This window comes from Rhodococcus sp. 21391, assembly GCF_016772255.1.
Lineage (GTDB): Bacteria > Actinomycetota > Actinomycetes > Mycobacteriales > Mycobacteriaceae > Rhodococcus_F > Rhodococcus_F opacus.
Genome location: NZ_CP063782.1, coordinates 659,086 through 685,654, shown reverse-complemented (window position 1 = coordinate 685,654; position 26,569 = coordinate 659,086). Strand labels below are relative to the sequence as shown.

33 protein-coding genes and 1 pseudogene are annotated in these 26,569 nt (G+C 68.5%); 23 read left to right on the top strand and 11 right to left on the bottom strand.

From position 1 onward, the window contains the following. Nucleotides 1-492: 492 nt before the first annotated feature. Nucleotides 493-1,158 (top strand): class I SAM-dependent methyltransferase, encoded by a 666-nt coding sequence (locus GO592_RS37940; protein WP_007296080.1) that lies wholly within the window; start codon nt 493-495, stop codon nt 1,156-1,158. 45 nt (nt 1,159-1,203) lie between these two features. Here the strand turns inward: GO592_RS37940 and GO592_RS37935 are convergent, their stop codons facing one another. Further along, complete coding sequence (locus GO592_RS37935; protein WP_007296081.1) at nt 1,204-1,632, bottom strand: helix-turn-helix domain-containing protein; 429 nt, start codon at nt 1,630-1,632, stop codon at nt 1,204-1,206. Between the two features lie 28 nt (nt 1,633-1,660). Here GO592_RS37935 and GO592_RS37930 point away from each other — a divergent pair, with 28 nt between their 5' ends. Next, nucleotides 1,661-2,422, top strand: coding sequence for a methyltransferase domain-containing protein (locus GO592_RS37930; protein WP_007296082.1), 762 nt, complete (start codon nt 1,661-1,663; stop codon nt 2,420-2,422). Nucleotides 2,423-2,461: 39 nt separating this feature from the next. On the opposite strand, the gene GO592_RS37925 is transcribed toward GO592_RS37930, so the two are convergent. Continuing rightward, complete coding sequence (locus GO592_RS37925; RefSeq protein WP_007296083.1) at nt 2,462-3,037, bottom strand: TetR/AcrR family transcriptional regulator; 576 nt, start codon at nt 3,035-3,037, stop codon at nt 2,462-2,464. Between the two features lie 99 nt (nt 3,038-3,136). Between GO592_RS37925 and GO592_RS37920 the strand changes: the two genes are divergently transcribed. Next, nucleotides 3,137-3,400, top strand: a complete 264-nt coding sequence (locus GO592_RS37920) for a hypothetical protein (protein ID WP_007296084.1) — start codon at nt 3,137-3,139, stop codon at nt 3,398-3,400. A 2-nt stretch (nt 3,401-3,402) separates the two neighbouring features. Further along, nucleotides 3,403-3,933: a hypothetical protein gene (locus tag GO592_RS37915; protein ID WP_039950558.1), complete on the top strand. Its 531-nt coding sequence runs from the start codon at nt 3,403-3,405 to the stop codon at nt 3,931-3,933. A 23-nt stretch (nt 3,934-3,956) separates the two neighbouring features. On the opposite strand, the gene GO592_RS45210 is transcribed toward GO592_RS37915, so the two are convergent. The 6 genes from GO592_RS45210 to GO592_RS37890 all read right to left on the bottom strand — a co-directional run bounded on the left by GO592_RS45210 (nt 3,957) and on the right by GO592_RS37890 (nt 7,920). Beyond that, the gene (locus tag GO592_RS45210; RefSeq protein WP_328799687.1) at nt 3,957-4,259 is read right to left on the bottom strand and encodes an SRPBCC family protein; all 303 of its coding nucleotides are present in this window, start codon (nt 4,257-4,259) and stop codon (nt 3,957-3,959) included. Further along, nucleotides 4,205-4,396 (bottom strand): SRPBCC family protein, encoded by a 192-nt coding sequence (locus GO592_RS45205; protein WP_231869105.1) that lies wholly within the window; start codon nt 4,394-4,396, stop codon nt 4,205-4,207. The genes GO592_RS45210 and GO592_RS45205 overlap by 55 nt, the downstream gene beginning before the upstream one ends. Before the next feature lie 100 nt (nt 4,397-4,496). After that, nucleotides 4,497-5,750: a M23 family metallopeptidase gene (locus tag GO592_RS37905; protein WP_050785263.1), complete on the bottom strand. Its 1,254-nt coding sequence runs from the start codon at nt 5,748-5,750 to the stop codon at nt 4,497-4,499. 153 nt (nt 5,751-5,903) lie between these two features. Then, nucleotides 5,904-6,710 carry a cytochrome c biogenesis CcdA family protein gene (locus GO592_RS37900; RefSeq protein ID WP_007296087.1) on the bottom strand — a complete coding sequence of 269 codons (807 nt, stop codon included), beginning with the start codon at nt 6,708-6,710 and terminating at the stop codon, nt 5,904-5,906. Further along, nucleotides 6,707-7,333, bottom strand: coding sequence for a TlpA disulfide reductase family protein (locus GO592_RS37895; protein WP_012686852.1), 627 nt, complete (start codon nt 7,331-7,333; stop codon nt 6,707-6,709). Before GO592_RS37895 ends, GO592_RS37900 begins: the two co-directional genes overlap by 4 nt. Next, a complete protein-coding gene (locus GO592_RS37890) occupies nt 7,330-7,920 on the bottom strand; it encodes a TlpA family protein disulfide reductase (protein ID WP_007296089.1) in 591 nt (196 codons plus the stop codon). Before GO592_RS37890 ends, GO592_RS37895 begins: the two co-directional genes overlap by 4 nt. Before the next feature lie 378 nt (nt 7,921-8,298). On the opposite strand from GO592_RS37890, the gene GO592_RS37885 reads away from it, so the two are divergent. The 15 genes and pseudogenes from GO592_RS37885 to GO592_RS37825 all read left to right on the top strand — a co-directional run bounded on the left by GO592_RS37885 (nt 8,299) and on the right by GO592_RS37825 (nt 21,242). Next, entirely contained in the window at nt 8,299-8,679 is a 381-nt protein-coding gene (locus GO592_RS37885) for a BlaI/MecI/CopY family transcriptional regulator (RefSeq protein WP_007296090.1), read from the top strand. Further along, nucleotides 8,676-9,638 carry a M56 family metallopeptidase gene (locus GO592_RS37880; RefSeq protein WP_007296091.1) on the top strand — a complete coding sequence of 321 codons (963 nt, stop codon included), beginning with the start codon at nt 8,676-8,678 and terminating at the stop codon, nt 9,636-9,638. Before GO592_RS37885 ends, GO592_RS37880 begins: the two co-directional genes overlap by 4 nt. Nucleotides 9,639-9,754: 116 nt before the next feature. Beyond that, on the top strand, nt 9,755-10,147 hold the full coding sequence (locus tag GO592_RS37875; RefSeq protein ID WP_007296092.1) for a hypothetical protein: 393 nt from the start codon (nt 9,755-9,757) through the stop codon (nt 10,145-10,147). A 107-nt stretch (nt 10,148-10,254) separates the two neighbouring features. Further along, nucleotides 10,255-11,367 carry a PLP-dependent cysteine synthase family protein gene (locus tag GO592_RS37870; RefSeq protein ID WP_012686849.1) on the top strand — a complete coding sequence of 371 codons (1,113 nt, stop codon included), beginning with the start codon at nt 10,255-10,257 and terminating at the stop codon, nt 11,365-11,367. After that, nucleotides 11,364-12,653, top strand: a complete 1,290-nt coding sequence (locus tag GO592_RS37865; protein ID WP_007296094.1) for an MFS transporter — start codon at nt 11,364-11,366, stop codon at nt 12,651-12,653. Before GO592_RS37870 ends, GO592_RS37865 begins: the two co-directional genes overlap by 4 nt. Nucleotides 12,654-12,778: 125 nt before the next feature. Beyond that, complete coding sequence (locus tag GO592_RS37860; protein WP_007296095.1) at nt 12,779-14,329, top strand: multicopper oxidase family protein; 1,551 nt, start codon at nt 12,779-12,781, stop codon at nt 14,327-14,329. 94 nt (nt 14,330-14,423) lie between these two features. Further along, the gene (locus GO592_RS37855; RefSeq protein WP_007296096.1) at nt 14,424-15,245 is read left to right on the top strand and encodes a F510_1955 family glycosylhydrolase; all 822 of its coding nucleotides are present in this window, start codon (nt 14,424-14,426) and stop codon (nt 15,243-15,245) included. Nucleotides 15,246-15,250: 5 nt separating this feature from the next. Beyond that, on the top strand, nt 15,251-15,889 hold the full coding sequence (locus tag GO592_RS45200; RefSeq protein WP_012686848.1) for a copper resistance CopC family protein: 639 nt from the start codon (nt 15,251-15,253) through the stop codon (nt 15,887-15,889). Nucleotides 15,890-15,891: 2 nt separating this feature from the next. Next, nucleotides 15,892-16,890, top strand: a complete 999-nt coding sequence (locus tag GO592_RS45195) for a CopD family protein (RefSeq protein ID WP_231869104.1) — start codon at nt 15,892-15,894, stop codon at nt 16,888-16,890. Between the two features lie 38 nt (nt 16,891-16,928). Then, nucleotides 16,929-17,186 (top strand): hypothetical protein, encoded by a 258-nt coding sequence (locus GO592_RS45190; RefSeq protein WP_012686846.1) that lies wholly within the window; start codon nt 16,929-16,931, stop codon nt 17,184-17,186. 148 nt (nt 17,187-17,334) lie between these two features. Then, on the top strand, nt 17,335-17,790 hold the full coding sequence (locus GO592_RS37845) for a DUF6153 family protein (RefSeq protein ID WP_012686845.1): 456 nt from the start codon (nt 17,335-17,337) through the stop codon (nt 17,788-17,790). 94 nt (nt 17,791-17,884) lie between these two features. Next, nucleotides 17,885-18,568 (top strand): DUF305 domain-containing protein, encoded by a 684-nt coding sequence (locus tag GO592_RS37840; protein ID WP_007296098.1) that lies wholly within the window; start codon nt 17,885-17,887, stop codon nt 18,566-18,568. Nucleotides 18,569-18,694: 126 nt separating this feature from the next. Next, nucleotides 18,695-19,933, top strand: a complete 1,239-nt coding sequence (locus GO592_RS37835; RefSeq protein WP_007296099.1) for a L,D-transpeptidase — start codon at nt 18,695-18,697, stop codon at nt 19,931-19,933. A gap of 149 nt (nt 19,934-20,082) precedes the next feature. Next, nucleotides 20,083-20,499 (top strand): annotated as a pseudogene (locus GO592_RS37830) (TVP38/TMEM64 family protein); the annotation flags it as partial. Between the two features lie 578 nt (nt 20,500-21,077). After that, on the top strand, nt 21,078-21,242 hold the full coding sequence (locus GO592_RS37825; RefSeq protein ID WP_012686844.1) for a hypothetical protein: 165 nt from the start codon (nt 21,078-21,080) through the stop codon (nt 21,240-21,242). A 147-nt stretch (nt 21,243-21,389) separates the two neighbouring features. On the opposite strand, the gene GO592_RS37820 is transcribed toward GO592_RS37825, so the two are convergent. Next, complete coding sequence (locus GO592_RS37820; protein ID WP_007296102.1) at nt 21,390-21,758, bottom strand: hypothetical protein; 369 nt, start codon at nt 21,756-21,758, stop codon at nt 21,390-21,392. 117 nt (nt 21,759-21,875) lie between these two features. Between GO592_RS37820 and GO592_RS37815 the strand changes: the two genes are divergently transcribed. Together GO592_RS37815 and GO592_RS37810 are read left to right on the top strand one after the other, a co-directional pair. Continuing rightward, nucleotides 21,876-22,223, top strand: a complete 348-nt coding sequence (locus GO592_RS37815; protein ID WP_007296103.1) for a type II toxin-antitoxin system RelE/ParE family toxin — start codon at nt 21,876-21,878, stop codon at nt 22,221-22,223. Further along, the gene (locus tag GO592_RS37810; RefSeq protein WP_007296104.1) at nt 22,223-22,525 is read left to right on the top strand and encodes a helix-turn-helix domain-containing protein; all 303 of its coding nucleotides are present in this window, start codon (nt 22,223-22,225) and stop codon (nt 22,523-22,525) included. The genes GO592_RS37815 and GO592_RS37810 overlap by 1 nt, the downstream gene beginning before the upstream one ends. Nucleotides 22,526-22,658: 133 nt before the next feature. On the opposite strand, the gene GO592_RS37805 is transcribed toward GO592_RS37810, so the two are convergent. Further along, a complete protein-coding gene (locus GO592_RS37805) occupies nt 22,659-22,859 on the bottom strand; it encodes a hypothetical protein (RefSeq protein ID WP_007296105.1) in 201 nt (66 codons plus the stop codon). Between the two features lie 163 nt (nt 22,860-23,022). On the opposite strand from GO592_RS37805, the gene GO592_RS46085 reads away from it, so the two are divergent. Further along, nucleotides 23,023-23,154: a hypothetical protein gene (locus tag GO592_RS46085; RefSeq protein ID WP_272943264.1), complete on the top strand. Its 132-nt coding sequence runs from the start codon at nt 23,023-23,025 to the stop codon at nt 23,152-23,154. A 525-nt stretch (nt 23,155-23,679) separates the two neighbouring features. After that, nucleotides 23,680-24,996, top strand: a complete 1,317-nt coding sequence (locus GO592_RS37800; protein WP_007296106.1) for an alpha/beta hydrolase — start codon at nt 23,680-23,682, stop codon at nt 24,994-24,996. A 568-nt stretch (nt 24,997-25,564) separates the two neighbouring features. Here the strand turns inward: GO592_RS37800 and GO592_RS37795 are convergent. Then, complete coding sequence (locus tag GO592_RS37795) at nt 25,565-26,371, bottom strand: COG4705 family protein (protein WP_236581628.1); 807 nt, start codon at nt 26,369-26,371, stop codon at nt 25,565-25,567. Nucleotides 26,372-26,569 lie beyond the last annotated feature (198 nt).

Sequence of the window (26,569 nt, the reverse complement as noted above, 5' to 3'; positions counted from 1 at the left end):
TCGGGACGTCAGCGCCGCTGCGTCAGGCGTGTGCGCACCACCGGCGGCCGGCACGGCAGTGAGGGTGTCGAATCAGACGCCGTGATGTGCAGGTCGAGGTGCCACCCCTTTCCCCCGCACACAGCAACCCGAACGAGTGCCGCCAGATCGGTGCACACTCTCCTCGGGTCGTGACCCGCCGATTCCTCAACTCAATACCGTGCCAGCGCCAGGCGCACTCGACCGGCCCTCTTCTTCAACGAATCTTCACAAAACCCTCACCGATTTGCGGGGGTTCGCCGCCGACACTCGTCAACGAACCGACGCATAACCGGGTCAGGCCCGCGGAGGGGGCTGCGGCCATGTCGGTCTCGACGATCGTCGTGGCGCTCAATGCGCAGCTTCTCCGTCGACTCGACCTCGACCCCGCACGGCTTGTCACCCACTGATATCCGTACCTCGAGCAGCACACCCTGCAGGGCGCTGACCGATCACCATAGGGAGGACTTTCACATGGGACTCGGTCGGAAGCTGCTGGGCGGCCCCGATGGTCATGCCGACGACGGGAGCGGAGGACTGATTCGGCGGGCGCGACTGTACGAGTGTTTCTCCGCGGTGGGATTCGGTGGTTTCCGCCGCCGGGTTTTCGACGGGCTGGTGGCACTCGCCGGGGCGCATCCCGGCGACGAGGTGCTCGACATCGGGTGTGGCACCGGCTACTTCTCCCGCCGGGCGGCCCGCGCCGTGCTGCCGGGCGGGCGCGTGGTGGGGATCGACCCGTCGCCGCCGGTGATCGATTACGCCCGGCGCGTCTCACCACCGCACTGCACATTCCGGCTCGCGGGCGCCGAAGCCCTGCCGCTGTATGACGCGTCGATGGATCTGGTGATCTCCAGCCTGGCCGTGCACCACATTCCACCCGAGCTGAGGGCCACCGCGCTGCGGGAGGCGTTCCGGGTGCTCCGGCCGGGTGGCCGGCTGTTCATCGCCGACTTCCGGCCACCGCGCAACCGCATCGCGAACCACCTCGTAGGAACTCTCAGCGGGCACGCCATGCAACACAACCCGATCCACGAACTCGACGGTCTGATCAGCGGCGCCGGATTCGAGATCACCGGAAGCGGCGACCGCCGCCCGCTGCTGCACTACGTCCGAGCGGCACGGCCCGCATCCCCATAAGTCCGGCCATCACGGTAGTGGGTCCACCGGCAGTCCCTTGGCCGCTCACGGAAGTGACAACGGCGCGAGCGCGCCGATGCGGGCGTCGATCGCCGCGTGAAAGTGCGGACAGGACGCGATGTCGTCGTGATCGCAGTCGAGCGCACAGTCGATCAGGGCGAGCGAGGCCTGCGCGCGGGCGATCCGCCGGGCCAAAGCGTCGCGGTGTCGCCCGAGAATGGCTGTGCGCCTCACCGGGTCGTCGGTGTCGAACATCTCCCGGATGTCGTCGCGACCGAAACCGGCCTCCTTCGCGCGCAAGATCATCGCCACCGCGTACACATCCGACTTCTCGTATCGGCGGCGCGAGCCACCTTCTCTCGACGGGTGCAGCAACCCCACCGTTTCCCAGTGGCGCAGTACGTGCGTGGCGATCCCGAACCGCTCGGCGACCTCACCGATGCTCCAGGAGCGGCTGTCGTCGCTTGACTTCATGTCAACATGAAGTCGCATCCTGGCTGTCATGTCAACCACCAACATCTCCCCTGACACCGAGGCCCTCGTCGCGCTCCTCGACGTCATCGACAACTACCCCGGTGCCGCGGCACTACGGGCACGATCGATCGAACTACTGGCCGCCCCACCTGGAGCGGTGATTGTGGACGTGGGCTGCGGCGCCGGTCGCGCCGTCGCCGAGATGACCGAGCAGGGATGGGATGGTCTCGGGATCGACCTGGACGAGCACATGCTGACCATCGCCCGCAGGCGGTGGCCGCACTGCCGATTCGAGAAAGCGGATGCAGCCGAGCTTCCGCTGGCCGATCACTCGGTGCAGGGATACCGGGCGGAGAAGGTCTTTCACGACCTCGCCGATCCCACTGCGGCGCTCACCGAGGCGCGCCGGGTGCTCGCTCCGGGCGGGCGCATCGTCCTGATTGGGCAGGACTGGGACGGATTCTTCATCGACTCCGATCACCCCGAGCTCACCCGAATCATCGTCCACGCCCGCGCCGACACCGTCGCCGCGCCCCGCGCTGCCCGCCGTTACCGCAACCTCCTGCTCGACACCGGCTTCACCGACGCCCAGATCGAAGTTCACACCGGGGTGTTCACCGACCACACGCTGCTGCCGATGCTCACCGGCATCGCCCACGCCGCAGCCGCCGTCGGCGCGATCACGTCCGAGGAGTCCGAGGACTGGATCGGTGACCAGACTCGCCGCGGGCAGGCGGACCGAGGTTTCGTGGCGATTCCGGTGTTTCTCGCGCACGCCGCGCGGCCCTGAGATCACACCCCCACCGGCGGCGGGGTGCAGAGATCGCGGTCAGCGCTGCGGCCGCAGTCCGGCCAGGATGATCGTGACGAGCCGGTGCACGGCGGCGGGTGAGTCGAGTCCTTCAGCCGCGGCGACCGCGTGCAGCACGTACCAGGTCAGCTCATCAGTTGTGGCGTCGGCGCGGACCTCGCCCTCGCCCGTCTCCGCGGCGTCGGTGAGCAGGTCGCGGACGAACTCGTGCAAATGTTGCTGTGCGCGCGCCACGTGGTCGCCGCGGTGCAGCCCCGCCGCGATCGCACCGGTGTGATGATGCGCGAGGATCTGCGCGTACGCCTCGAGCACCGCCGCCAGGCGGGCGCCGGGGCCGTCGGTGTGGTCGCGGACCTCGGCGAGATGGTGCAGGTGGCCTGCGATCTGGCGCTCGTGCCAGGCGGTGAGAATGGCGTCGACGTCGGGGAAGTACTTGTACAGCGTGGCCCGCCCGATCCCGCTGCGCTCGGCGATCTTCGACATGGTCACCGCCGCGAGCCCGGACTCGGCCACCACGGCCGCGGCGGCGTCCATCGTCGCCTCCCGCACCGCCTGGCGATGCGATTCGATCGTCTCGTTCCACAGCTTCGGCACCCTCGAAGTATACGCAACGCCGCACTATCGACAACATGACTTGGCATGTGACAGTGTGTATCGCAAAAGTTGTCTTCGTGGATGAGGGAGCTACCGCCGATGACCGACCCCACACCCACCCCACCGCCGCCGCCCCGTTCAGCCGGCGGCAGCTCCGAGCACCGGACGCCACGCTGGGTGAAGGTGGTCGCCGTCGTCGTCGGCCTCCTGCTCGTGCTGGTCATCGCCGTGATGCTGTTCGGTGGCGGCAACCACGGTCCGGGACGGCACATGTCCGCCCCCGCCACGGTCGTGCACCCGGTGACCGGCTTCGACGCCGACCGCGCCCTGCCGCAGGCGCTGACCGGGCCGATCACACTGTGACGATGTCGCCGCCGGTGCGCACGCTCGCGCTGACCGTGCACATCGGTGCCTCGGCGGGGTGGCTCGGTGCCATCGTCACGTACCTGGTGGTGGCCGCGGCCACGCTGATCGGCGCCGATCCGGCACAGGTGCGCGGGGGCTATCAGGTGATGGCGATGCTCGCCGACGCGGTGCTGCTGCCGTTGGCGCTGGCCTCGCTGGTCACCGGGTTGATCTGCTCGCTCGGCACCGCGTGGGGCTTGTTTCGCCACTACTGGGTGCTGCTGAAGTTGCTGCTGAATCTGGTCGCCACCGTGGTGCTGGTGCTCTACACCCGCTCGATCGAGTACGCCGCGACCGTCGCGGCGCAGCCGAGCTGGTCGCAGGCCGACCGAGCCGTCTTGCAGGACCCCACCCATCTGGTGCATGCCACCGCCGCCCTGATCGTGGTACTCGCCGCGCTGGTGCTGGCGGTGTACAAGCCGCGCGGGGTGACCGCATACGGGCACCGGAAAGCGCTGCGGAACCGGGCGGCGCCCAGTCTGTCGAGATAAAGTCGCGGCCGGATCGGTTGCGGCTATTCTGCGCGGGTTTCGAGTAATGCCTTGAGGTTTCGTAGGTTGGCGGCGAAGTCTCTGCGCAGACCCTCGGCCACCACCCGGTCACCGAGGGCGAACAGTCCCTTCTGCTCCATCCGCATGTGGCAGCTGAGCCGGGTTCCCTCGGCGGTCTCCTCGGTCCGGTACGTCACCTCGAAGCGGCTCGGTCCGGACGCACCGGTGAAGGTGATCTCCGCGTTCGGCTCGAAGTGGGCGTATTCGTTGATCAAGTCCAGTCTCCGACCCAGAAACTTGCGGACGACAACATGTTTGGTTCCCACCCCGGGGGTCCGTCGGTGATCCGGCGGACCTGCTCGAGTCCGTTCTGCCAGCGGGGTGCGTTGGTCTGATCTGCGACGAAGTCGAAGACCTCGCCGATGGGGCAATCGATGACGATGCTGTCCTCGACGTCGATCATCGGCAACCACCGTCCCCTTCCACCGCCGCTGTGCCGCTGCACGAGCTCTGCCGCCGACTGTCCGACCCGATTGCGGAGACGGAGAAACAGCGGTTGCAGCTCAGTCGAGTCCGACGATGGAGGCGCCACGCTTGGCCAGCCATTTGACGGGGTCCACGATCTCCCCGTCCGGGTCTTCGATTTCGAAGTGCAGGTGTGGGCCGGTGGAATTGCCGCGGTTGCCGACGGTGGCGATCTGCTGTCCGGCCTTGACCCGCTCCCCCACCTCGACCAGGTTGTCGTTGTTGTGCCCGTAGGTGGTGATGGTGCCGTCGTCATGCCGGATCCGCACCCACAACCCGAACCCTTGGGCCGGGCCGGCGTCGATGACTTCACCGTCCGCGACGGCAACGATCGGGGCACCCAGTGTGTTGGCGATGTCGATGCCTTCGTGGCCGCGCCCATCCCCCATGGTGGAGGTGACGGTGCCCGCGCTGGGTGCCACGAATTCCTTGGTGCCGGGGCGATTCCAGGTGCGGGGCTGCTGCGGAGCCGCCGCGCCGTCCTCGGTCTCGTCAGCACCGGTCTCGTCAGCACCGGTCACGGCGCCGGTCTCGTCACCGGTCGCGTCGTCGGCGGCCCCCTCGGCGTCGGCGCCGTCGTGGGTGTGGGATCCGTCGGCGTCGCCGCCGGTGTCCGCCTCGGGTGAGGGGGCCTCGATGTCCTCGGCGCCCTCGGGGCCGGGATGCTCGCTCTGGGGATCGGCGTCGGCCTCGGCCTCACCGGTTTCGGCACCGGTGCCGGCGGTCTGCTCCTCGTCCGGGTTCGGGACGGTGGCCTCGGCGAGCGCCGAGTCGGGTGCCGCCGCAGCCTCGGCCGGGTCGGTGTGGTCGAAGATGCCTGGACCGGAGGATTCGGAGACGTCGCCGAGTTCGAGTGCGGCGAGCAACCTCGGCGCGATGCCGCCGTCGACGGCGCCGAGCTCGTCGGCGCAGGCACCGAGCACCTCGGCGGCGGCGGACCCGGCGGCGAAACCGCTCAGGCATCCGGCGAGCAGGTGCTGGGCCTCGAACGCATCGGCGAGCGAGCCATTCGCCTCGGCATTCCGCAGGCTGGCGGCCGCGATGTTCGCGACGGTCTGCCAACGACTGGGATCGACCACCACCACGTCCGGCTGCGCCGCGTCGGCGACCATGGTGACCGCGTCGGCCAGCGCCGCGGCGAGCGCGGACGACGAATCCGCGTGGCCGGGATGGGCGGCCGAGGCGGGCGGGGCCGTGAGGACCACCATCGCCGCCGCCGTGGAGGCACCCAGGCACAGGGTGGGCAGTCTTCTCGTGCAGGCGGTCAGCGCCGAGGAGGTGATACCGCGCATCGCAGGTCCCTTCTGAGCAGTCACGCCGGGGTTTCGGCGGTGCAGCAAACACATGGACCGGCGCGACAAAGTCAAGACGACACGCCGTAACGCTAATACACTTTCTTCACTTCTGTGCCGCTATTCACTTGTTTCCCACGGTTCCCACCGGGGTCAGATGGGGAGGACGACGGCGGTGACGAACTCGTCCCGAATCCAGGCGACGAACACATCCCAGGCGCCGGCGAGCAGGGCGAGCCCGACCACGACGAGGGTCAGGCCCCCCAGGATCTGGAGGGTGCGCGAGTGCCGCCGCAGCCAGCCGACACCGCGGACGGCCGCGGTGGAGCCGAAGCCGAGCAGGATGAACGGCAGGCCCAGGCCCAGGCAGTAGGCAACGATCAGGGTGACCCCCCGGGCGGCGGTGGCGCCCTCGGTGCCGGCGGCCACCGACAGCACCCCGGCGAGGGTGGGACCCAGGCAGGGGGTCCACCCGAGCCCGAACACGGCCCCGAGCAGTGGGGCGCCGGCGAGGTGGGAGATCCGCCGCGGATGCGGGCGGGTGTCCTTCTGCAGGGCCGGAATCGCGCCGAGGAAGGCCAGCCCCATCACGATGGTGACCACGCCGCCGATCCGCCCGAGCAGTTCCCGGTTCAGTTGCAGCACGCTGATCGCCCCGAACACCGACGCGGTGGCGAGAACGAACACGACGGTGAATCCCGCGACGAACAGGACCGCGGCGCCGGTGACCCGCCAGCGGGTGGCCGTGCGCACCCCGATCGCACCACCGGGGGCGGACTCGGTCTCCGCGCCGGTGATCCCGGCCAGATACGACAGATAGCCGGGGACGAGGGGGATGCAGCACGGGGAGGCGAACGAGATCAGCCCGGCCAGCGCCGCGGCACCGAGGGCCAGCAGCATCGGTCCGGTGGCGGCGGCGGTCTGGAAGCTCGACCCGAGTTCCTGGGCGAGCACGGTCATCTCGGATCTCCCGGCTCGGCCGCCACCCGTTCGATGACCGGTTGCAGGTCCTCGGTGAGCAGGGCGCGCAGGAACACCGCGGCCACCCGGTGCTGGCGGTCGAGGACGAGGGTGGAGGGGATGACGCTGGTCGGGTAGCTGCCGCCGAGGGCCAGCAGGGTGCGCATGGGTGGGTCGTAGATCGAGGGGTAGGTGACGGCGTTGTCGACGACGAAGTCCTGCGCCTTGTCGCGCCCCGGGTCGCGGACGTTGATGCCGAGGAACCTCACCCCCCGGTCCGCGGTGGCGGTGTAGGCGCGTTCGAGGTCGTCGGCCTCGCTGCGGCAGGGGGCGCACCATTGGCCCCACAGGTTGATCACCACCACATGCCCGGCGTAGTCGGCCAGCGACACCGGTCGGTCGGTCATCAGGTCCGGTCCGGTGAGGGCGCCGATGCTGCCCCGGGCCTGGGGTGGGTCGTAGAAGATGTCGGTCTGCCCGCCCGGGGCGACGAAGTCGAACGTGCCGCCCTGGGCGACGGCGTCCGCACCGGTGGCACACGCCGGCGCGGTGAGCAGGGCCGCGCACACGGCGGCGAGGACTACTCTGCGGCGGAGAAGTCGCTGAGGCGTCGGTGTGGTCATGAGGTCAGTTCGCTGACAGCTCGGTGGATTTGGGCGGGTTCGGCGAAAACCGCAGGCTCGGTGATGCGCGCAATCGAGCCGTCCGAACGTAGGAGGAAGCTCAGCGGCAGCACCGGCGGCGCCCCGAGGGCGCCGCGCAGGGCGCCGGCATCGGTGTCACCGAAGGACGGATAGTGCGCGCCCAATTCGGTGAGCAGGGCGAGCGCGGCGGTGGAACTGTCGTCGACATCGACGCCGACGACGCGGATGGCATCGGGGGTGTGCGCGTATTCCTCGAGGACGGGGATCTCCTCCCGGCACGGCCCGCACCAGGAGGCCCACACGTTGATCAGGGTCGGCTCACCGCTCAGGGCGGCACCGAGATCGACCTCGGTGGTCGATCCGAGGCAGCGGGCGGTGATTCCTCCCAGCGCTCCGGCGTCGACGGTCTCCGCCTTTGCGGTCGGACACGGCTGTAGCGCTGCTGCGGCGGCGAGTCGGCCCCGTTCGGCCTGGTCGCTTCCGCGGCCCGTCGCGATTGCGGTGGGCGGCCCGGTGGAGGGGTCGTCATCGCTTTTGTCGTGGCCAGAGCGCGACGACCAACACAACGATCACCGCCAGAACCGGCACAAGCCAGCGGACTCCGACCGGCAGGGGCCGACTCATACCGTGGTTCTCTGAATCCGAAAGACTCTCAATCGATTACGAGGGCATCATCATCGAGCACATGTCACACATCTGACACATCTGGCCGCTCATCATCATCTGACAGTCCCACCACGCCTGCAGATTGCTCACCATGTCCAGCATCGTTTCCACGCCTCCTCGTCGATTCACATCAGCTTCCGAACTCAATATACGTACTACGTACGTAGATAGTAGATAGTGGTGTTCTGTGACGTCGCCGCAGGTGGGCGCACGACCGAGGCGCAGGAACCGGGCCGGGACGTCGTACGCTGGGACGGCGAAGACGGTGGGAGGGCGCGATGCGGGTGCGCGGGTTCGGAGAACTCGAAGCGGTAGTGATGGAACGGCTGTGGGATCGAGAGGGATCGACCACGGTCCGTGAGGTGTTCGACGACATGGCCCGGGGCCGCGAGATCGCCTACACCACCGTGATGTCGACGATGGACAACCTGCACCGCAAGGGATGGCTCGAGCGTGAGCGCAGCGGCAAGGCATTCCGGTACTGGCCCACCCTAACCCGGGAGGAGCACAGTGCCCGGCTGATGCGTGAGGCGTTCGAATCCGGCGGCAGGTCCGATGTGGTCTTGACCCACTTCTTCGAGCAGATGAGTGAGGAGGAGGCCGCCGGACTTCGGATGGCGTTGCAACGCATGGCCACCGACGAGGACGCCGCCCCATGATGAGCGCAGCGGCCTGCTTCCCCCTGTTCAGCGGGCTCGTCGCCGTCCTCGGTCCGCCGGTGTTGCGCCGCATCACCCATGGCGGCCTCGCCCCGCGTCTGGGGGTGATCGCCTGGTCGGCGGCCATCGCCAGTGTGGTGCTCTCGTGGGCGATGGCCGCACTGCTGCTTGTTCTCGACCTTCTCCGGTATCGGGCTCGTCCCGGCGAGTCGCTGCTCGGGGCCTGCCTTGCCCGCCTGCAGGAGAGCCTCGGCGGTGCCGACACCGCATTCGAGGTGGCCGGAGTCGCGGCGGCCACGGCAGTGGTGTCGATCACCGTGTGGATCACCGGCCGACTCGCTGTCGGGCTGATGCGGCTGCGGATCCGCACCCACGGTCATGCCCGCCGGGCCCGCCTCATCGGCCACCAGGTGCGCGGTGTCGACGCCGTGGTCATCGACAATGCCGAGCGCGCCGCCTACTGCGCCGCCGGGCGACCGCACGCCGTGGTGATCACCACCGCCGCCCTCGCCGCACTCGATGACCGGCAGGTCCAGGCGGTCCTGGCCCACGAGCGCGCCCATCTGGCCGGGCACCACGCTCAGATCCTGGCCGTTCTGCGGGTGCTCGCCGCCTCGTTGCCCGGCATGACCCTGTTCACCGCCGGTGCGGTGGAGGTCGGCCGCCTGCTGGAGATGTGCGCGGACGACTCGGCGGCGCGCGCGCACGGCTCGCGGGCCCTGCTCTCGGGGCTGCTCGCGTTGTGCGCTCCGGCCCAGGTTCCCGACGGGGCCCTCGGCGCCGGCAATATCGCCCTGCTGGACCGGGCCGGACGACTGGCGTCACCGCCGCGGCGGACCGCAAAGGTGCGGGTGTGCCTGCTGTCGGCCGCCGTGGTCGCGATGGTGACCGCCGCCCCGCTCGCGTTGGCTGTCCTCGAGGTGACCGGAACCATGTGGTGCCTGCCGATGGCTTCCTGACCAGTGGATATCGCGCCCGGGAGGCCCTGGTGTCCGCCGATCAACTGGACCGGCGCCCAGGTACGCGCTGCTAGAGTCGGGAAATTGTGACGGCCTTTGCGATACGCCCCCCGCGTATGCGGACGGTTGTTGCGGTCGCCGCTGCCCTCTATTTACTCGCCCACACGATCGCCCAGTGCGGGATCTTTCTGGCGCACGATCACCAGGGCGAGGACGTGCACGTCTCCTCGTCCACAACATCCATGCCAGCCGAGGAATCCGCTCCCGGGCACGCGCACATCGATGACGGATCGACCCACCTGTCGCACGAGACGCACACCGTCGTCGCAATGCCCCGCTCCGACAATCCGCTCCGCCCGCTGACCGTCGCCGCGGTCGTCGCGATCGCCCTGGCCGTGGTGCTGGTGCTGATGTCGGTGCCGCTGACCCCGCGGGCGCCGCCGGATCTACCCATTCCCATCCGGCACGGCCGGACCGTTCTGAACGAACTCTGTATCAACAGGTGCTGATCAGCAGCCCGCAGGCCATCTGAGGACTTTTGGTCCTCGTGGCCCAGCTCGTGCTGCCCATCACTCACTTACTGCCGTCGTCGCAGTCGATACAGGGACTACTCATCATGAACAGTGCTGTTCCCTCCACCCTCGTTCCACCGTCCGCCAGCCACCTGCCGAGCACCGCCGGCCGTTGCCCGCAACCGAGCACCATGGTCGGCAACACTCCCGTCCTGTGGATCGGAGAACCGTTCGCCGACACAGGCCGGGGCTTCTGGGCGAAGCTCGAAGGCTCCAACCCCGGGGGGATGAAGGACCGCCCCGCCCTGCACATGGTCGAGAAGGCCAAGGCGCGCGGCGACCTCGCACCCGGGGCGATGATCATCGAATCCACCAGCGGAACCCTCGGGTTGGGTCTGGCCCTGGCCGGGATCACCCATCACCATCCCGTCACCCTGGTCACCGACCCCGGCCTGGAGCCGATCGTGCACAACATGCTCGCCGCCTACGGCGCCCACGTCGAGTTGGTCACCACACCGCACCCCACCGGCGGCTGGCAACAGGCCCGGCGCGAGAAGGTCCGCGAACTCCTGAGCGCCCATCCAGGGTCCTGGTGCCCGGATCAGTACACCAACCCCGACAACGTCGACGCGTACGAGTCACTCGCCCTCGAACTGATCGCCCAGCTCGGCCGCGTCGACACCCTGGTGTGCTCGGTGGGCACCGGCGGACACTCCGCCGGCGTCGCCCGCGTGCTGCGCCGGTTCTGCCCCGACCTGAAACTGGTCGGCGTCGACACCGTCGGATCGACCATCTTCGGGCAACCCGCCGGTACCCGGCTCATGCGCGGGCTGGGCTCGAGCATCTACCCCGACAACATCGACTACCCCGCCTTCGACGAAGTGCACTGGGTGGCCCCCCACGAAGCGGTCTGGTCCTGCCGAACCCTGGCGGCCACCCACCACGCCAGCGGCGGCTGGAGCGTCGGTGCCGTCGCCCTGACCGCCGGTTGGATCGCCCGCACCAGCCCACCGGAGACCCGGGTCGCGGCCATCTTCCCCGACGGCCCGCAGCGCTACTTCGACACCATCTACAACGACGACTACTGCGCCGAGCACGGCCTGCTCGACGCCAACCCGCCCACCGAACCGGCGACCATCGACCACCCGACCGACCACGTCGTCCAGTCCTGGACCCGGTGCGCCACCGTGGTCGACCCCACCGAGAGCGTTTCATGAAGAACCTTCTGACCCAGTTCCGCAGCTTCGACCGGCCCAGCCAAGTGCTGATGGTCAACCAGTTCTCCATCAACGTGGGCTTCTACATGCTGATGCCGTATCTGGCCGGCTACCTGGCCGGCCCCCTGGGACTGGCGGCGTGGGCGGTCGGGCTGGTCCTGGGCATGCGGAACTTCTCCCAGCAGGGGATGTTCCTCCTCGGCGGCACCCTCGCCGACCGCCTCGGCTACAAACCCCTGATCGTCGCCGGCTGCCTGCTGCGGGTCGCCGGGTTCGTCCTGCTCGCCGCCGTGGAATCACTGCCGGCGATCCTGCTCGCCTCGGTCGCGACCGGGTTCGCCGGAGCGCTGTTCAACCCGGCCGTGCGGGCCTATCTGGCCGCCGACGCCGGCCCCCGTCGGGTCGAGGCGTTCGCCACCTTCAACGTCTTCTACCAGGCCGGCATTCTGCTGGGCCCCCTGATCGGGCTCGCCCTGACCACCCTCGATTTCCGGGTCACCTCGCTGGCGGCGGCCGCGGTCTTCGCCGTGCTGACGATCGTGCAGATCTGGGCGCTGCCCGCGCATCGGGCCGAGACGGCCGCGGCCAAGACCTCGGTGCTCGAGGACTGGCGTGTAGTGGTCGCCAACCGGCCCTTCGTCCTGTTCGCAGTGGCGATGATCGGGTCCTACGTGCTCTCGTTCCAGATCTATCTGGCGCTGCCCCTGCAGGCGGCCGTGGTGGCCGGGGACGAGCGGTCCGACACCGCCCTGGTGACCTCGCTGTTCGTGGTGTCCGGGGTAGTGGCGATCGCCGGGCAGCTGAGGATCACCTCCTGGTTCTCCCGCCGGTGGGGTTCGGGACGCAGCCTGGTCGTCGGGATGGCCATCATGGCGCTGGCCTTCCTTCCGCTGATCCTGCTGCCCAGTCCGGCCGCCCTCGGCGGGTGGGCCGCCGCCGGTGCCCTGGTGCTGACCGCGGCGCTGTTGGCCGTCGGCACCGCCGCGGTATTTCCGTTCGAGATGGACACCGTCGTCGCCCTATCCGGCGGCAAGCTCGTCGCCACCCACTACGGCTTCTACAACACCGTCGTCGGGATCGGCATCCTGCTCGGCAACCTGGGCACCGGCGCCGTCTTCGGGATCCTGCGCGACGCCGATCTGGGTGCGCTGATCTGGGTGGCGCTGACCGTCGTCGGGGCGGTGTGTGTGGGTGCCCTGTATCTGCTCGACCGGTCCGCCCAGCTCGCCCCGCCGCCGGCGCAGACCCCCGCACCCGAGGGCGACGAGGTACCGGCCGCCCGCTAGGTCGCCGAAGGCAACGCCCTGGTCAGACCCCCACCCCACCCCATCTACTATGCAACTACGTAGATTGGGGTGGGGTTCACGGCCGGAGTCCCGCGCCGCCCTCCGCGCTCGAACAGGAGTTGTGCATGATCGAACAGTTTCCCGGTGCCGCCCGCCTGTCGCGTCGGAACTTTCTGGCGCTGGCCGGCCTGGGGGCCGTGGCGGCTGCGGGCGCGTGCAGCAGGGGTGGTGGCCCCGGACCGGCGCCCACCGCCGTCGGTCCCGATTCGGCAGCCGTGAGGACGGCCGAGCAGGTCCGGCGAGCCACTATCGGGACCGGGAACACGGTCACCGCCTCCCTGAAAGCCGGCCCGACCCGGATCGACCTGGGCGGTGTCCAGGTCGATACCTGGGCCTACAACGACCGGATTCCCGGCCGGGAAGTCCGGCTGCGCCGCGGGGATCTGCTGCGCGCCGAGCTGACCAACGATCTGCCGGCCGAGTCGACCATCCACTGGCACGGCATCGCGCTGCGCAACGACATGGACGGGGTGCCCGGGCTGACCCAGTCCGCCATCGCCCCCACCAGCCCGTTCACCTACGAGTTCCTCGCCCCCGACGCCGGCACCCACTGGCTCCACCCCCATGTCGGGATGCAGTTCGACCGGGGCCTGTACGCCCCGGTCATCGTCGAAGACCCGGCCGAGGGCGGCGACTACGACCTCGAGGCCGTCCTGGTCCTCGACGACTGGCTCGACGGGGTGGGCGGCCGGACCCCGGACCAGCAACTCGATGAACTGCGCCAGGGCGGGATGCCGATGATGAGCGGCATGGGCATGGACCACGGCGGCATGTCCGGGATGGACATAGGGACCACGATCGATCCGGCGAACCCGCTGGGCGCCGACACCGGGGACGTGGACTACCCCTACTACCTGATCAACGGCACCCTCGGGACCGACCCCTTCTCGGTGCGGGCCCGCCCCGGTCAGCGGGTGCGGCTGCGGATCATCAACGCCGGGGCGGACACCGCGTTCCGCCTCGCCGTGGGCGGCCATCAGCTGACCGTCACCCACAGCGACGGCTATCCGATGCAGCCGGTCACAGGATCCTCGGTGCTGATCGGCATGGGGGAGCGTTTCGATGCGATCGTCACGCTCGGTGACGGGGTCTTCCCGATCGTCGCGGCCGCCGAGGGCAAACAGGGGCAGGGTTTCGCCGTGATCCGCACCGGGGCAGGCGGACGACTCGATCCGGCCATCCGGCCTGCCGAGCTCGACGCACCCCCGATCACCGGCCTGGCGCTGCGGTCCCGCGAGGACGTCCGGCTCGGCCTACGCAACCCCGATCGGGTCCACGATCTGATGCTGGGCATGGACATGTCCGGGTACCGGTGGACGATCAACGGCGCCACCTACGACGAGCACACCCCGCTCGCGATCGCCCAGGGGCAGCGGGTGCGGCTGCGGTTCGTCAACCAGACCATGATGTTTCACCCCATGCACCTGCACGGGCACACCTTCCAGGTCGTCGACGGCCACGGCACCGGTCCCCGCAAGGACACCACCCTGGTGCTGCCGAATCAGACGGTCGAGGTGGACCTGGACGCGGACAACCCCGGCCAGTGGCTGGTGCACTGCCACAACCTCTACCACGGTGAGGCCGGGATGATGACCACCCTGTCCTACACCGAATAACCACCGCCGCAACACCATCGGACCCAGCACCCGCGGCGGCTTCGCTACGGGTGCCCCCCCTTTTTTCATCCCGCCGAGCACAGAACGAGACCCCATGCCTGCCAATCGGATCGCCCGCACCGTATTTCCCACCGGGATCGCCGCCCTGCTCGTGCTCGCCGGCTGCTCTTCGCAAGCCGACGACACGACGACACCGGACGCCGCCGTGCCGACGGTGGAGTTGAGCTCCGAACTGACCCACCTGCACGGACTGCACGTGGGCGCCGACGGCGCCGTCCTGGCCGGCACCCACACGGGGCTGTTCGCCATCGACACCTCCGGTACGACGTCCCGCGTCGGCGCCTCCGACGACGACTTCATGGGACTGACCGGCGTACCGAACACCGACACCGTCTTCGCGTCCGGGCACCCCGGTGCGTCCAGTTCGGCCGCCAACCCGCTTGGGCTGCGCAGCAGCACCGACGGCGGCACCAGCTGGGTGGACCGGTCCCTGGCCGGGCAGGTCGACTTCCATGTCCTGAGCACGGACGGACGGCTGCTGGTCGGTTTCGACGGCAAGGACGGGCTGCTCGTGTCGACCGACGGCGGCACCACCTGGACACCGGGCGCGTCTCTGGTCGCCGGCGCACTGGCGGTCAACGGCAGCGGGGTGTGGGCGGTGACCCCGGCGGGTCTGGAACACAGCACCACCGGCGCCCGCACGTTCTCGCCCGTGCCGAACGCCCCACGACTGGTGATGGTCTCCGGCGCCGGGGATGCGCTGTGGGGAATCGACGAGGACGGGTACGCCTGGCGCAGCAGGGATGGGCGGGACTGGCAGAAACGCTCCCGGGTCGGCACCGTCGAAGCGATGACCGCAGCCAACTACGACACCGCCTACGCCGCCACCTCCCAGGCGCTCTACACCCTGAACTGACGACTGTGCCCGCCCTCGCCCGCCACCTGTTCCGTGGCCTGCTCCTGCTGCTGGCCCTGACCGCGGCCGCGGGTGCCGGGGCGGGGGTGGCCGGCGCCCGTCCCACCCTGCTGTTCACCGACCCCGGCTCCGACACCGCGGTCTCCGACCCACCGCAGTCGATCACGTTGATGTTCAACGAACCGGTCACCCCCGGGGCGCCCGCGATCGTCCTGCACGAGGGCGCCGGCCGCGAAATCCCGATGGGCGCCGCCGAAACCGCCCGGGACGGGCGTGTCCTCACCGCCCGCCCGGCCGACACCTTGGCAGCGGGGACCTACACCGTGCGCTGGCAGGTGACCGGCGCCGACGGAGACCTGGTCGAGCAGGACTTCCGATTCGCCGTCGGCCTCGCCCTGACCGGTGACGGCAGCGCGGCCGACGGCCCGTCGACGTCCTGGACCGATACCGCCCTGCGGTGGCTGCTGCTCCTCGGGCTCGCCGTCGCACTCGGCGGTCTGATCGCCGAACGCGTCACCACCACCGCCCGACGAGAGAATCCGTCCCTGCCGGTGCTGCGGTCCCCGTTGGTGGCCGGCGCCCTGATCGGACTTGTCGGTGTCCTCGGCCTCGGCGCTGCCCTCGCCGCGTCGCCGGCGAGGTGAATATGTGGTGGCAGAGCCGGCCCGGTCTCGTCTTGCTCACCGAGGCCGCCGGATTGGCCGGGGCGATCGTGGTGGCCGCCGCCGACCGCCGGAAGTGGACACTCGCACCGCTGGTGCTGGTCGTCGCCGCGGAGGGCCTGCGCTCGCACGCCAACGTCGCCGCCCCCGGCTGGGGTGGCCTCCTGACCGCGGTGCACCTGGCGGCCGCCGCGATCTGGGTGGGCGCGCTCGTGCACACGGTCCGCGCGGTGCGTGCCTGGTGGGGCGAGCGCGCCGCCGTGCGGTGGGTGCTGGCGGGATACACCCGGCTGGCGGTGGGGACCTTCCTGGTCGTGGTGGCCACCGGCACCGTCTCCGCCCTGCTGCTGATTCCGTTCTCCGCCCTGCTGTCCACCACCTACGGTCAGGTGCTGGTGGTCAAGCTGGTGCTGGTCGCCGCCGCCGCCGCCGGGTTAGCGCTCGCGGCGCGGCAATCGCTGCACGCCCCGGAGCGAACAGCCCTGATGCGGCGTACGATTCGGGCCGAGAGCATCGTGTTGATCGCGGTGCTGGCGGTCAGCGCCACCCTGGTCTCCACCACCCCGGCCGGCACCTCCCCGCAGCCGGGCCCCCCGGCGCCGACGGGTCCGGTCCTGCCCCTGGGCGCCCTCGCCGGGCAGATCGGACTCTCCGTCGCCGCCAGCGACGGGCAACTGGTGGTACGGCTGTCCACCCCACGCCGCGGCGACTACTACGCCCCCGAACCGGGCCAGGACTTTTCCCTGACCGGGCGGATCGACGCCGCAGGAACCGACGGCGCTCCACTCGACCTGCGGGGATGCGGCCCGGGCTGCTTCGTCGCACCCGCCAGCTGGCAGGGCGGCGACAACGTGCTCACCCTCGGCGCGGCGGCGCAGGGCTGGCAGGGCGGCACGGTCAGCCTGCTCGCGCCCTGGCCCACCGGTCCCGGCGGCGACGACCTCGCCCGCGCCGTCGCCGCCACCCACGCCCACGGGACCTGACTGTCTACGAGAGCGTCACCAGCGACACCAGCGGCCCGGTGCCCGAGCCGCAGCGACTCGACCTGTCCGCCGACTTCTTCCTGGCGCAGGAACCGTACGCCGACGGAACCGCCCCGATCGCCGTCCGGTTGCCGCACGCGGACGGGGCCGTGCGGTTGGTGCTCGGCTACCCGGCCGCCGGAATGAACGTGTTGCTCACCCTCGACGACGCCGGACGGATCAGCGAGGAAACCCTCACCGACAGCAAACATCTCGTCACCCGCAGATTCCTCTACCCAGAGCCCGGTGAACGATGACGGGGCGGCGGGGCGGCGGGACGGCGGGCGATCGCATCGTCTCCGGGGTTACCCAGTGCGGACAGCCGACCGGTGGCGCCGCACTCAGCGACACAATCACCCGGTCGCGCCCTTCACCGCGGCGACCCCGAGCCCGGCCAGTACCATCATGACTGTGAAAGCGCTGGGTACGACGCCGCCGATGCAGCACCTGCTGCGGGTGGCCGCTGTCGTGGCGGTGCTGTTCGGTGTCCTCCTCATGCATTCCTCTCCCCTGCTCGACCACACCGGCGGGCACCCCACCTCATCGGGGCATGATTCCGGTGTGCACGCGCACTCCCACGACGCGGCCGCGGCGCCGATGCCGATGCCGCTCGAGGATTTTCCCGTCGCACTGGCCGGGACGGGCTGCGAGGGCGGCGACTGCACCGACCATTCCGGCCTGCATCTGTGCATGGCCGTGATGACGATCGCCGCGGCGTTGGTCCTCGCCCGGTGGTACGCCACCGCCACCACCGGCGAGACCGCGGTACACAGCCTGCGGGCCCTGCTGCGCCACCGCGCTGGCCGGGCGCCGCCGTGGACCACTCCGACCCTCGCGCAACTGTCGGTATTGCGGGTGTGACAGGTGACCCACGTCAAGTGGGTCACCTACGCGGACGTGTCTCGGGCACGCCTGCTTCACCTTTCACACACCGACCTTTCGAGGAGTCCTATCCATGTGGTCTTTGCGTTCCCCCCGTGCCACGTTCGTCCTGTCCGCCGCGGCGGTGTCCGGAGTGCTGGTTCTCGCCGGCTGTAGCGACAACAGCGGCGGCGGACACGACATGTCCCAGATGTCGAATAACACCTCGGGCACCACGTCGAGCAGCCCCACCACCGCAGCGGTGGAGACGACCGCATTCAACAACGCCGACGTGACGTTCCTGCAGACGATGTACCCCCACCACGCCCAGGCCGTCGAGATGGCCAACATGGTCGAGGGCCGCACCACCAACCCACAGATACTCGACCTGGCCAAAAACATTGCCGCAGCCCAGGGACCGGAAATGGAACAGATGACCGCACTGCTGGCACAGCGGGGCATGAGTGTTCCCTCGACCGATGCCGGCGGCGGCATGAGCGGGATGAAGCACGGCGGAACGAGCGGGATGGCCGACGGCGGTGGCATGAGCGGAATGATGACACCGGAGCAGATGAGCGACCTGGCCGGCAAGAGCGGCGCCGACTTCGACACCGCCTGGCTGAACATGATGATCGAACACCACACCGGTGCCATCGAGATGGCTCAGACCGAACTCTCCGACGGAGAGAACGCCGACGCCAAGCAACTGGCCACCGCCATCGTCGGCGCCCAGCAAGCCGAAATCACCACCATGCAGGGGCAGCTGCAACAGGGCTGACCCCACGAGGGTGGGACCGTGCCCCCTCCCGGTCCCACCCTCTTCCCCCGCCGCCACGGACATGGCGTGCACCCCACTTCTTCTCTGCCACCAGCTCGCTGCCGCCTCGTCGGTATTGAGGAACTCATGCACACACACCCACCCCGCCGTACTCCGATCCTGATCGCCCTGGCGATCCTGCTCGCGCTGCTGGCCGCCTGCGCCCCATCCGGCACCGGATCCTCGCCGGGCGGCGGCGCGAACCCTTCCACCCCCGCCGACCCCGACCCCACGATCACGGTGACCCCCGCCGACGGAGCCGACACGGTCAACCCCGCGGACCCGGTGTCAGTGGAAACCACCGGTGGCACCCTCGAATCGGTCACCATGACCAACAACGAAGGCAAGGTCATCGAGGGCATCTTCACCCCCGACCGCATCGCCTGGAAACCCGGTGCCGCGCTGGGATACGGCAGGACCTACACCATCGCGGCCACCGCAATCCACGACGACGGCACCCGCACCGAGCGGACCAGCACCTTCTCCACCGTCAAACCGGGCAACCTGACCAAACCGACGTTCGTCACCTCCGGTGGCAATCTCCTCACCGACGGCGGCACCTTCGGCATCGGAATCGTCGTCGTCACCCACTTCGACGAGCCGATCACCGACCGCGCCGCTGCCGAGAGGGCGTTGACCGTCGAGACCACACCCCCGGTGCCGGGATCCTGGTACTGGGCGGACGAGCAGAACGTGCACTGGCGACCGCAGAACTACTACACACCCGGCACGAAAGTCACCGCCCGCGCGAACGTCTACGGCGTCGACCTCGGTGGTGGACTGTTCGGTCAGGAGGACGCGACCACCTCGTTCATCATCGGCGACGCGCACATCGCCATCGCCGACGACACCACCAAACAGATCACGGTCAGCAACAACGGTGAAGTCGTGCGGACCATGCCCACCTCGATGGGGATGGGCGGCAGCGAAACCATCAACGGGCAAACCCTGACGTTCTGGACCCAGCGCGGCATCTACACCGTTCTGGACAAGGCCAACCCCGTGATCATGGATTCCTCGACCTATGGGCTCCCGGTCAATTCCCGCCTGGGGTACAAGGAAACGATCAACTACGCCACCCGCATCAGCAACGACGGCATCTATCTCCACGAACTCGCCGACACCATCTGGGCGCAGGGCAACACCAACGTTTCCCACGGCTGCCTGAACCTCAGCCCGGACAACGCCCGCTGGTTCTACGACTTCTCCGTCCCCGGCGACATCGTCGAGGTCCGCAACACCGGCGGGGAGCCGCTCGCGCAGTGGCAGAACGGGGACTGGTCCGTGCCGTGGGATCAGTGGCTGGCCGGAAGCGCGCTGGCGTGATCCCTCCAACGTGGAGGCCGCGAACCTACACCGTCCACGCCGCCGCGGAGGCCGACTCAGTCGGTGAGCACTCGCGGCCAGGTGATGCCCGCCCGAGCGCCTCCGCCGACCAACTATCCCCCAGATCCCCACGTCGCGGTCCTCGGCGGGTGCCGCTGATCCTGCGCGACCGCCGAGTCCTCGCCACCCTGGCGGTACTGGCCTCACTGGCCGTGGCCGCCGCCCTCGCCCCTCGCCCGTCGATCTCCCAGGTGCAGGAGTGGGCGGAGTCGATGGGACCGGCGTTCGTGCTGGTGTTCTTCCTGGCCCAGGCGGTACTGACGATCGCCCCGGTGCCGCGAACGGTGTTCACCCTCAGCGCCGGACTGCGGTTCGGGCCCGGCCCCGGGGTCGCCGTCGCGATCGCCGCCACGACGGTCAGCGCCGTGCTGGCGCTGCTGCTGGTGCGCGCGCTCGGGCGCACCGCGGTACGAGCGCGGCTGACGCACCCCGCGGTCAAGGCCATCGATGCCCGCCTCGCCCGGCGCGGGTGGCTGGCGGTCGGGTCCTTGCGCCTGATCAGCCCCAACCGTTGAGCAACAAGCTCGACGAACGCCAAGCACCACAAGCACCACAAGCCCAGCGAACTCATGCGTGAGGCCGTCGAGGACTACATCCAAAGCACTCTGCCTAGCTACAGCCGCGGCATCGGCGGGTGGGGTGGGACGTGCCACCAGCACCTCAGCTCAGCGCACTCTCACTGCATATGACCCATACAGCCCATATGGGCGGCAGGTCAAACGCACACTGGTGTCTGCCGTCAGAGGCGGTAGACACCAGCACACCCCGCCCGCGGTCGCTCTGCCCGCTCAGCCCAACTACGATGAAACGCTTCCACCGTCGTCTCATCGACATCGACAGCAGGCATCCGGTTACCGCGCACCGCTCAACCGACAAATTGCGTGCCGTGAACCAGCAGTGATGAGCGTGCGGTGCCCGCAGCCCGGGACTGTTCAGATCGTTCCGCCGCAATGCATGCGTTCATCGACGAATCCAAAAGGGGCGAGTATGCCCTCTGTCCGCCGTGCCGGTCGCTGCCGGCGATCTCACCGGTCTCCGTAAGCAGATGAACGCGCTCCGCCCGCCTGGACACACACGGATTCACATGACCGGTGTTGGCACGAAGCTGGCACCGAAGATTGTCTCCGAAGTCGCGCGACTCGAGGCGTCCAGCCGTATCCATCTCATGAGTTCGAAGAAGGTGAACGAGCGGCAGGCCGCGACGTCACGTTGGCCGCCGCAGTTCGCGATCTGGCTCAAACGTCGGTGACAAACCTCGTGATCGAGCCGTGCGATCAAGAGCGTGAGACAACCGCATCATCCGCGATGAATTATTCGGCAACGCGCCGTTCGTCTACACCCACGACCGTACCAATCCGCTGCGCCATCACCGGGCGCCCCTCGGGGTCGAGCCCGGTCATGGTCTCGATATCCGCAGGAAACTGCGCGAGCACCGGAACCTTGACCGCCCAGCCCCTCCGGCTCCACCACACAACGGCGGCCCGGTCCATCCGATCCCGGACACGTCGCACTCGGCCTGGTCCTCGCACACGCACTCACTGTTGCGGACACCGTTCTCGAGGCCCGAGTCCAGCCCGTACCCGTCCACCGTCACCGGGTCGAGCACCCACCGATCGGCACCGTCCCAGTCACGCATCAGGTACACCCAGACCGATTCCTCGATATAGTGGCTGCCGCGCCCCCGCGCGCGCTCTGCCTGCGACATGTACACCTCCGGAACCGGAACATCGTTCGTGCTGATGGTGGTCGTCAACCATCTCGCCATCGACGTCGTCCTCCGTGTCCTCAACTCCCGACGACGCGGCTGCAGGTCATGCTCGACCATGAAACGATCGAATATACTTCCCGGTCTCGTGTATATCCGTATTGATATACTGTGTAAGTGGTGCGAGGTAACGAAAAACCGATTCGATGGGTTGGCAGTGCGCTCGATGACCTGCGTGATCTGCCCGGAGATGCACAGACAGATCTCGGCTACCAGCTCGATCGAGTGCAGCAGGGGCTGGATCCGGATGACTGGAAGGCGATGAAGGAGGTTGGGGCCGGCTGTCGAGAGATCCGGGTCCGCACTCCCGATGGAGCGTTTCGAACGTTCTACGTTGCTCGGTTCGGCGAGGTGGTCTACGTCCTGCACTGTTTCCAGAAGAAGACGCAGAAAACCTCGAAGTCCGACATCGACCTCGGCCGTCGCCGCTACAAGGCGGCGGACGCACATGCGAAGGAGAAATGATGAGCGACAACGACATCGTCGAGACCGCTTCCGTTTGGGAGGCGATCAGCGACGCCCCGGGCGAAGCATACAACCGTCAGCTCCGCGCTGATCTGATGACCGCGATCCGCGGACAGATCGACCGCTTCGGGTGGTCCCAGGTCACGGCAGCGCAGAACCTCGGCGTCACTCAACCGCGGCTGTCGGACCTGTACCGCGGAAAGCTGAGCAAGTTCTCACTCGACGCCCTGGTCAACCTCGGCAGCAAAGTTGGAGTCCACGTCGGGGTGCATGTGGACACCGACGAACTCACCAGCCGCTGACAGGTGCCGCCGCCGGTGGCGCCTGCACTGGCGATGCCACGGGTGATCGCCATTCGGGCAAGACGGACCATCACATTCCCTCCCTCGCCCGGCTCGTCAGAGACACCATGTCTCTCACGTCTCTCTTACGAAACTAGGTGACCACCGCAGGTGAGGACGGGTGGGGGGTGACGCGGTAGCCGAGTGCCTCGAGCTCGCCGACTGCGCGGGCCCCTGGTCGTGGCGGGGCCACGCCGGATGAAGTCGACGGCCCCGGGATCGGGGCAGAGGTCGCCGTGGCGAGAATGTTCCAGACGACGAGCATCGCATGCTTCACGGCGATGAGCGCCTTCATCGGAAACCCCGGAAGGACGCGATCCGCTTGTCCTTCGCGGAGAGGTTAGGTGCGCTTCGAGCTAGGCACGAACAGCGCCTCCGTCGAGTCCGAGTCCGAGTCCACCGAGGCGATCAGCGCCACGGCTGCGGCGTAGGCGTAATCCTCCTGGTACACCCGGCGGATGTCTGTGACCGCCTCGCCGCGGCGAGACTACCGACTTCCGCGGCCGCGCTACGCCCTCTGCGTGGTCACCGATCCGGTCCTGCGGATCAGCCCGAACCTGCTGAGCCCCAACCAGGTTCACTGTGACTAAACAATGGTTGCCATCGATCGATGGCGGAACGCACTCGGATGAGCATCGACGGCGGTCGCCGGTACGACAAATCCTTGCCGAACGCCGGAGACCGAGTTGCCGGCGGTGTTCGAGCAGCTGGTCACCCGCGGTCCGGTGTTCGGGAGGTCGTCGACAAACCGAACACATCGGCTGGCAAGTCCCGGAAGGAGAGTTGGCCGGATACGGCTTCGTCCAGCGGCTCTCCCGAGGAACGCATTTGCTGACCCTCGACTGGCGCCGGGAGGCACCGTTGCGGGTCGATCCACACACCGACACCGCTGCCGTCGTCTCCGTCAACGCCACGTGTGGCAACAATCGAGTTGTGGCCGCATTATCTGCGGACGGGTACGGTTGGCCTTCGCCTGCCGATCATGGCGGCGCGCGCCCGGCCGACATCAATGCCACTGCCAACTGGGAAGAGCCGCTTGGGTGGGGAGCGCGGCGGTGGTACCGGCGTCAACAGCACAGTCCGGGCCCCGTCGGGAGGAAGGGTGCGCCGATCCGATGCTCAGCGAACTGACCGGGTGGTCATTGCTGTCCGGACCGATCCGGGCCGCACTGACGGTCGCCGTGGTCATCGGTCTCGGTGTTCTACTCCTCCGCCGCGGCCGCCGATGGCTGCTCGTCGGTGTCCCCCTCGCCGGTTGTGGTGCCGTGGCGCTGGCGGTGGGATCGGTGTGGATCGTCGAAAGGGTCTGGAAGCCGTTTCCCGACATACTCGACCGGCGAGTCTACTTCTGGGGTGGCGTCGCGGTGCTGGCCGTCCTGTTGGCGACGTTGCGGGCGTTCTTCCGATGCCGCGACCGCCGCTACCCGGTGACAGCGACCGCGATCGCCCTTTCCTCGGTTGTCGTCGTCATCGCCGCGGCTGGCCAGATCAATGTCCTGTTCGCTGCCTACCCGACACTCGGGTCGATCCTGGGCATTCCCGACTACCGCACACTCGCCCTCGACCAGATCAGGGGCACCGACCGGACCGCCGTCGATCGGGATCCGCTTTCCCCGGTGTGGGAAGCGCCGGCAGCCATGCCCGCGACCGGAGCGGTCACTACCGGGACCATTCCACCGACGGTGTCTCGATTCGAGGCACGACCCGCCATCGTCTACCTCCCACCGGCATACTTCGCCGAGCCACGCCCCCTTCTGCCGGTACTGGTGCTGCTGGCCGGGGTACCCGGCGGCCCCGAGGACTGGCTGGCCGGCGGACGACTGGTCGAGACCATGGACTCCTTTTCCGCACAGCACGCCGGCCTGGCGCCCGTTGTCGTCGTCGCCGACGCGACGGGCACTCAATTCGGCAACCCGGCGTGCGTGGACTCGCACCTCGGCAATGTCGACACCTACCTCGGTACCGACGTCCCGAACTGGGTCAAGAGCACCTTCCAGATCGATCCGGACCCGCAAGGCTGGGCAATCGGAGGGCTCTCCTACGGCGGAACCTGCAGCCTCCAACTGGCCACCGCGCACCCCGACATCTACCCGACCTTCCTCGACCTGTCCGGGCAGATCGAACCAGGCCTCGGTGACCACCGCCGCACCGTCACCGACGTGTTCGCCGGCGACGAGCAGGCCTTTCGCCGCATCAACCCCCTCGACCTGCTCCACACCCACCGGTACCCGGACAGCGCCGGCGCATTCGTCGCCGGCTCCGCCGATCCCGAGGCTCAGCAGGCGCTGCAACTGCTCGCCATCGCCGCCCGGGATGCCGGTATGGATGTTCACTACTCCGAGCTCCCCGGCGGTCACACCTTCGAGGTGTGGTCGGCCGGTCTGGAGAAGGAACTCCCCTGGTTGGGTCGACGACTCGCGATCACACCCTGAACCGGCGCACATCACCGTGCTCGAGGCATCGTGGGCCACCGCACAGACCTTCCGGGACCGGGGTACTACTGGCGCTGGCTATTCGGCGAGATCGGCCGGGGGTGGTCAGGTCCACGTACGGCAAGTTCGACGATGACGCGAACGCCGCCGTCCGGGCCGTCTGCGAGCCGGACGGCCCCGTTGTGTGCGGCGTCGATGGCCAGCCCCAGCCCGGAACCTCCGGTGCGGCGGCCGCGGTCTTGCTATAGACCAAGCGCTCGAAGCCGCTGTGACGGCGTATCTGTCCGACCTGGGCCGGTCGACGGCACGCAGCGTTCCTATGGGATGGACCCGCTTCGGTGGTTCCTTTCCCTGTCGGCGGTGGAGGTCCCGTGGCAGGAGGCGACCAGGGGCCGAGGCGCGAGACCTCTCCCGCTGGATTCAGATGAGCACGAAACACGTTCGGCCTCATCGGCGTTCCTCCGACAAACCTGCGCCGGCGACGACACCGACGCACAACCCGGTGACCGGCAATAGCTCGCCGGGTCGCACCTACGCGCAGCGCCGGGCATGTATCGGCCACGGCGGGTCAAGCGGATCCCTCGGCAGTGACCCGCTCCGCGCGGTCTTCGGGGACCAGGGCGCCGTTGGGCTTCTGCCGATCACCTGTGCGCCGGTCGATCGGAGCTGGCAGAGGATCGAGAGGGTGATGACGCAGGTGTATGGCCTGGTAGATGATCAACCCGACCATTGCGGCGAGCAGCGCCGCCGATGTCCACATGGTGCCCCAGTTCAATCCGCCCTTTTCGATCGGTTTACTCAAGGAGTCGCCTGCGGTGGCGCCGAGGGGACGGGTGAGGACGAATGCGATCCAGAACAACAACATGGCGTTGATCCGGGTGAAGTAGTGTGCGGCCAACAGCAGCAACATGACCGCGGACAGGACCACCGCACTATCCCGGAAACCGATGCCGAGGTCGTCAGCTAGGAAGTCCCCACTGGAGGTGCCGAGACTGTTGGAGAAAAGGATCGCGATCCAATACAACACTTCACCTTTGAAGCTCGCGACATTTTCGACGTCGAGGGTTTGCCCGCTGCGCCACCAGACTACGAACACGACGGCGAGACAGCTGGTGAGCAGGATCGCGCCTTTCGTGTAACCGATTCCTCCGGTACGGTTCATCAAGTCCGACAGGGTGGTGCCGGCGGTACTGGTGAGCGCGATGACCGTCCAGTAGATGGCGGGATGGAACTTCCGAGCCCGCAGCTGCACCACGACAGCGACAAGGAACATCGCGAAGAAGACGAGCGTGCTCACCAGGTAGCCGACCTCCAAGGTCTGCGCGAGCAGGTCGCCACCGGTTTCCCCGAAAGTGGTCGCGACGATCTTCAACATCCAAAAAGTCAGGGTGATGTGAGGAAGTTTGCGCATCACATACCGTGACGGATGATCGGGTCCATGCGATCCGGGCGCAACCGATGACATAGGTCGATCTCCTCTCTTCTCCGTGGTCGGCAATCACATTCACCCCGGCACCCACTATGGCCATCCAATGCTGTGGGTCCGCTGAGAGGGGTTCTCGTTGTGCGCCCA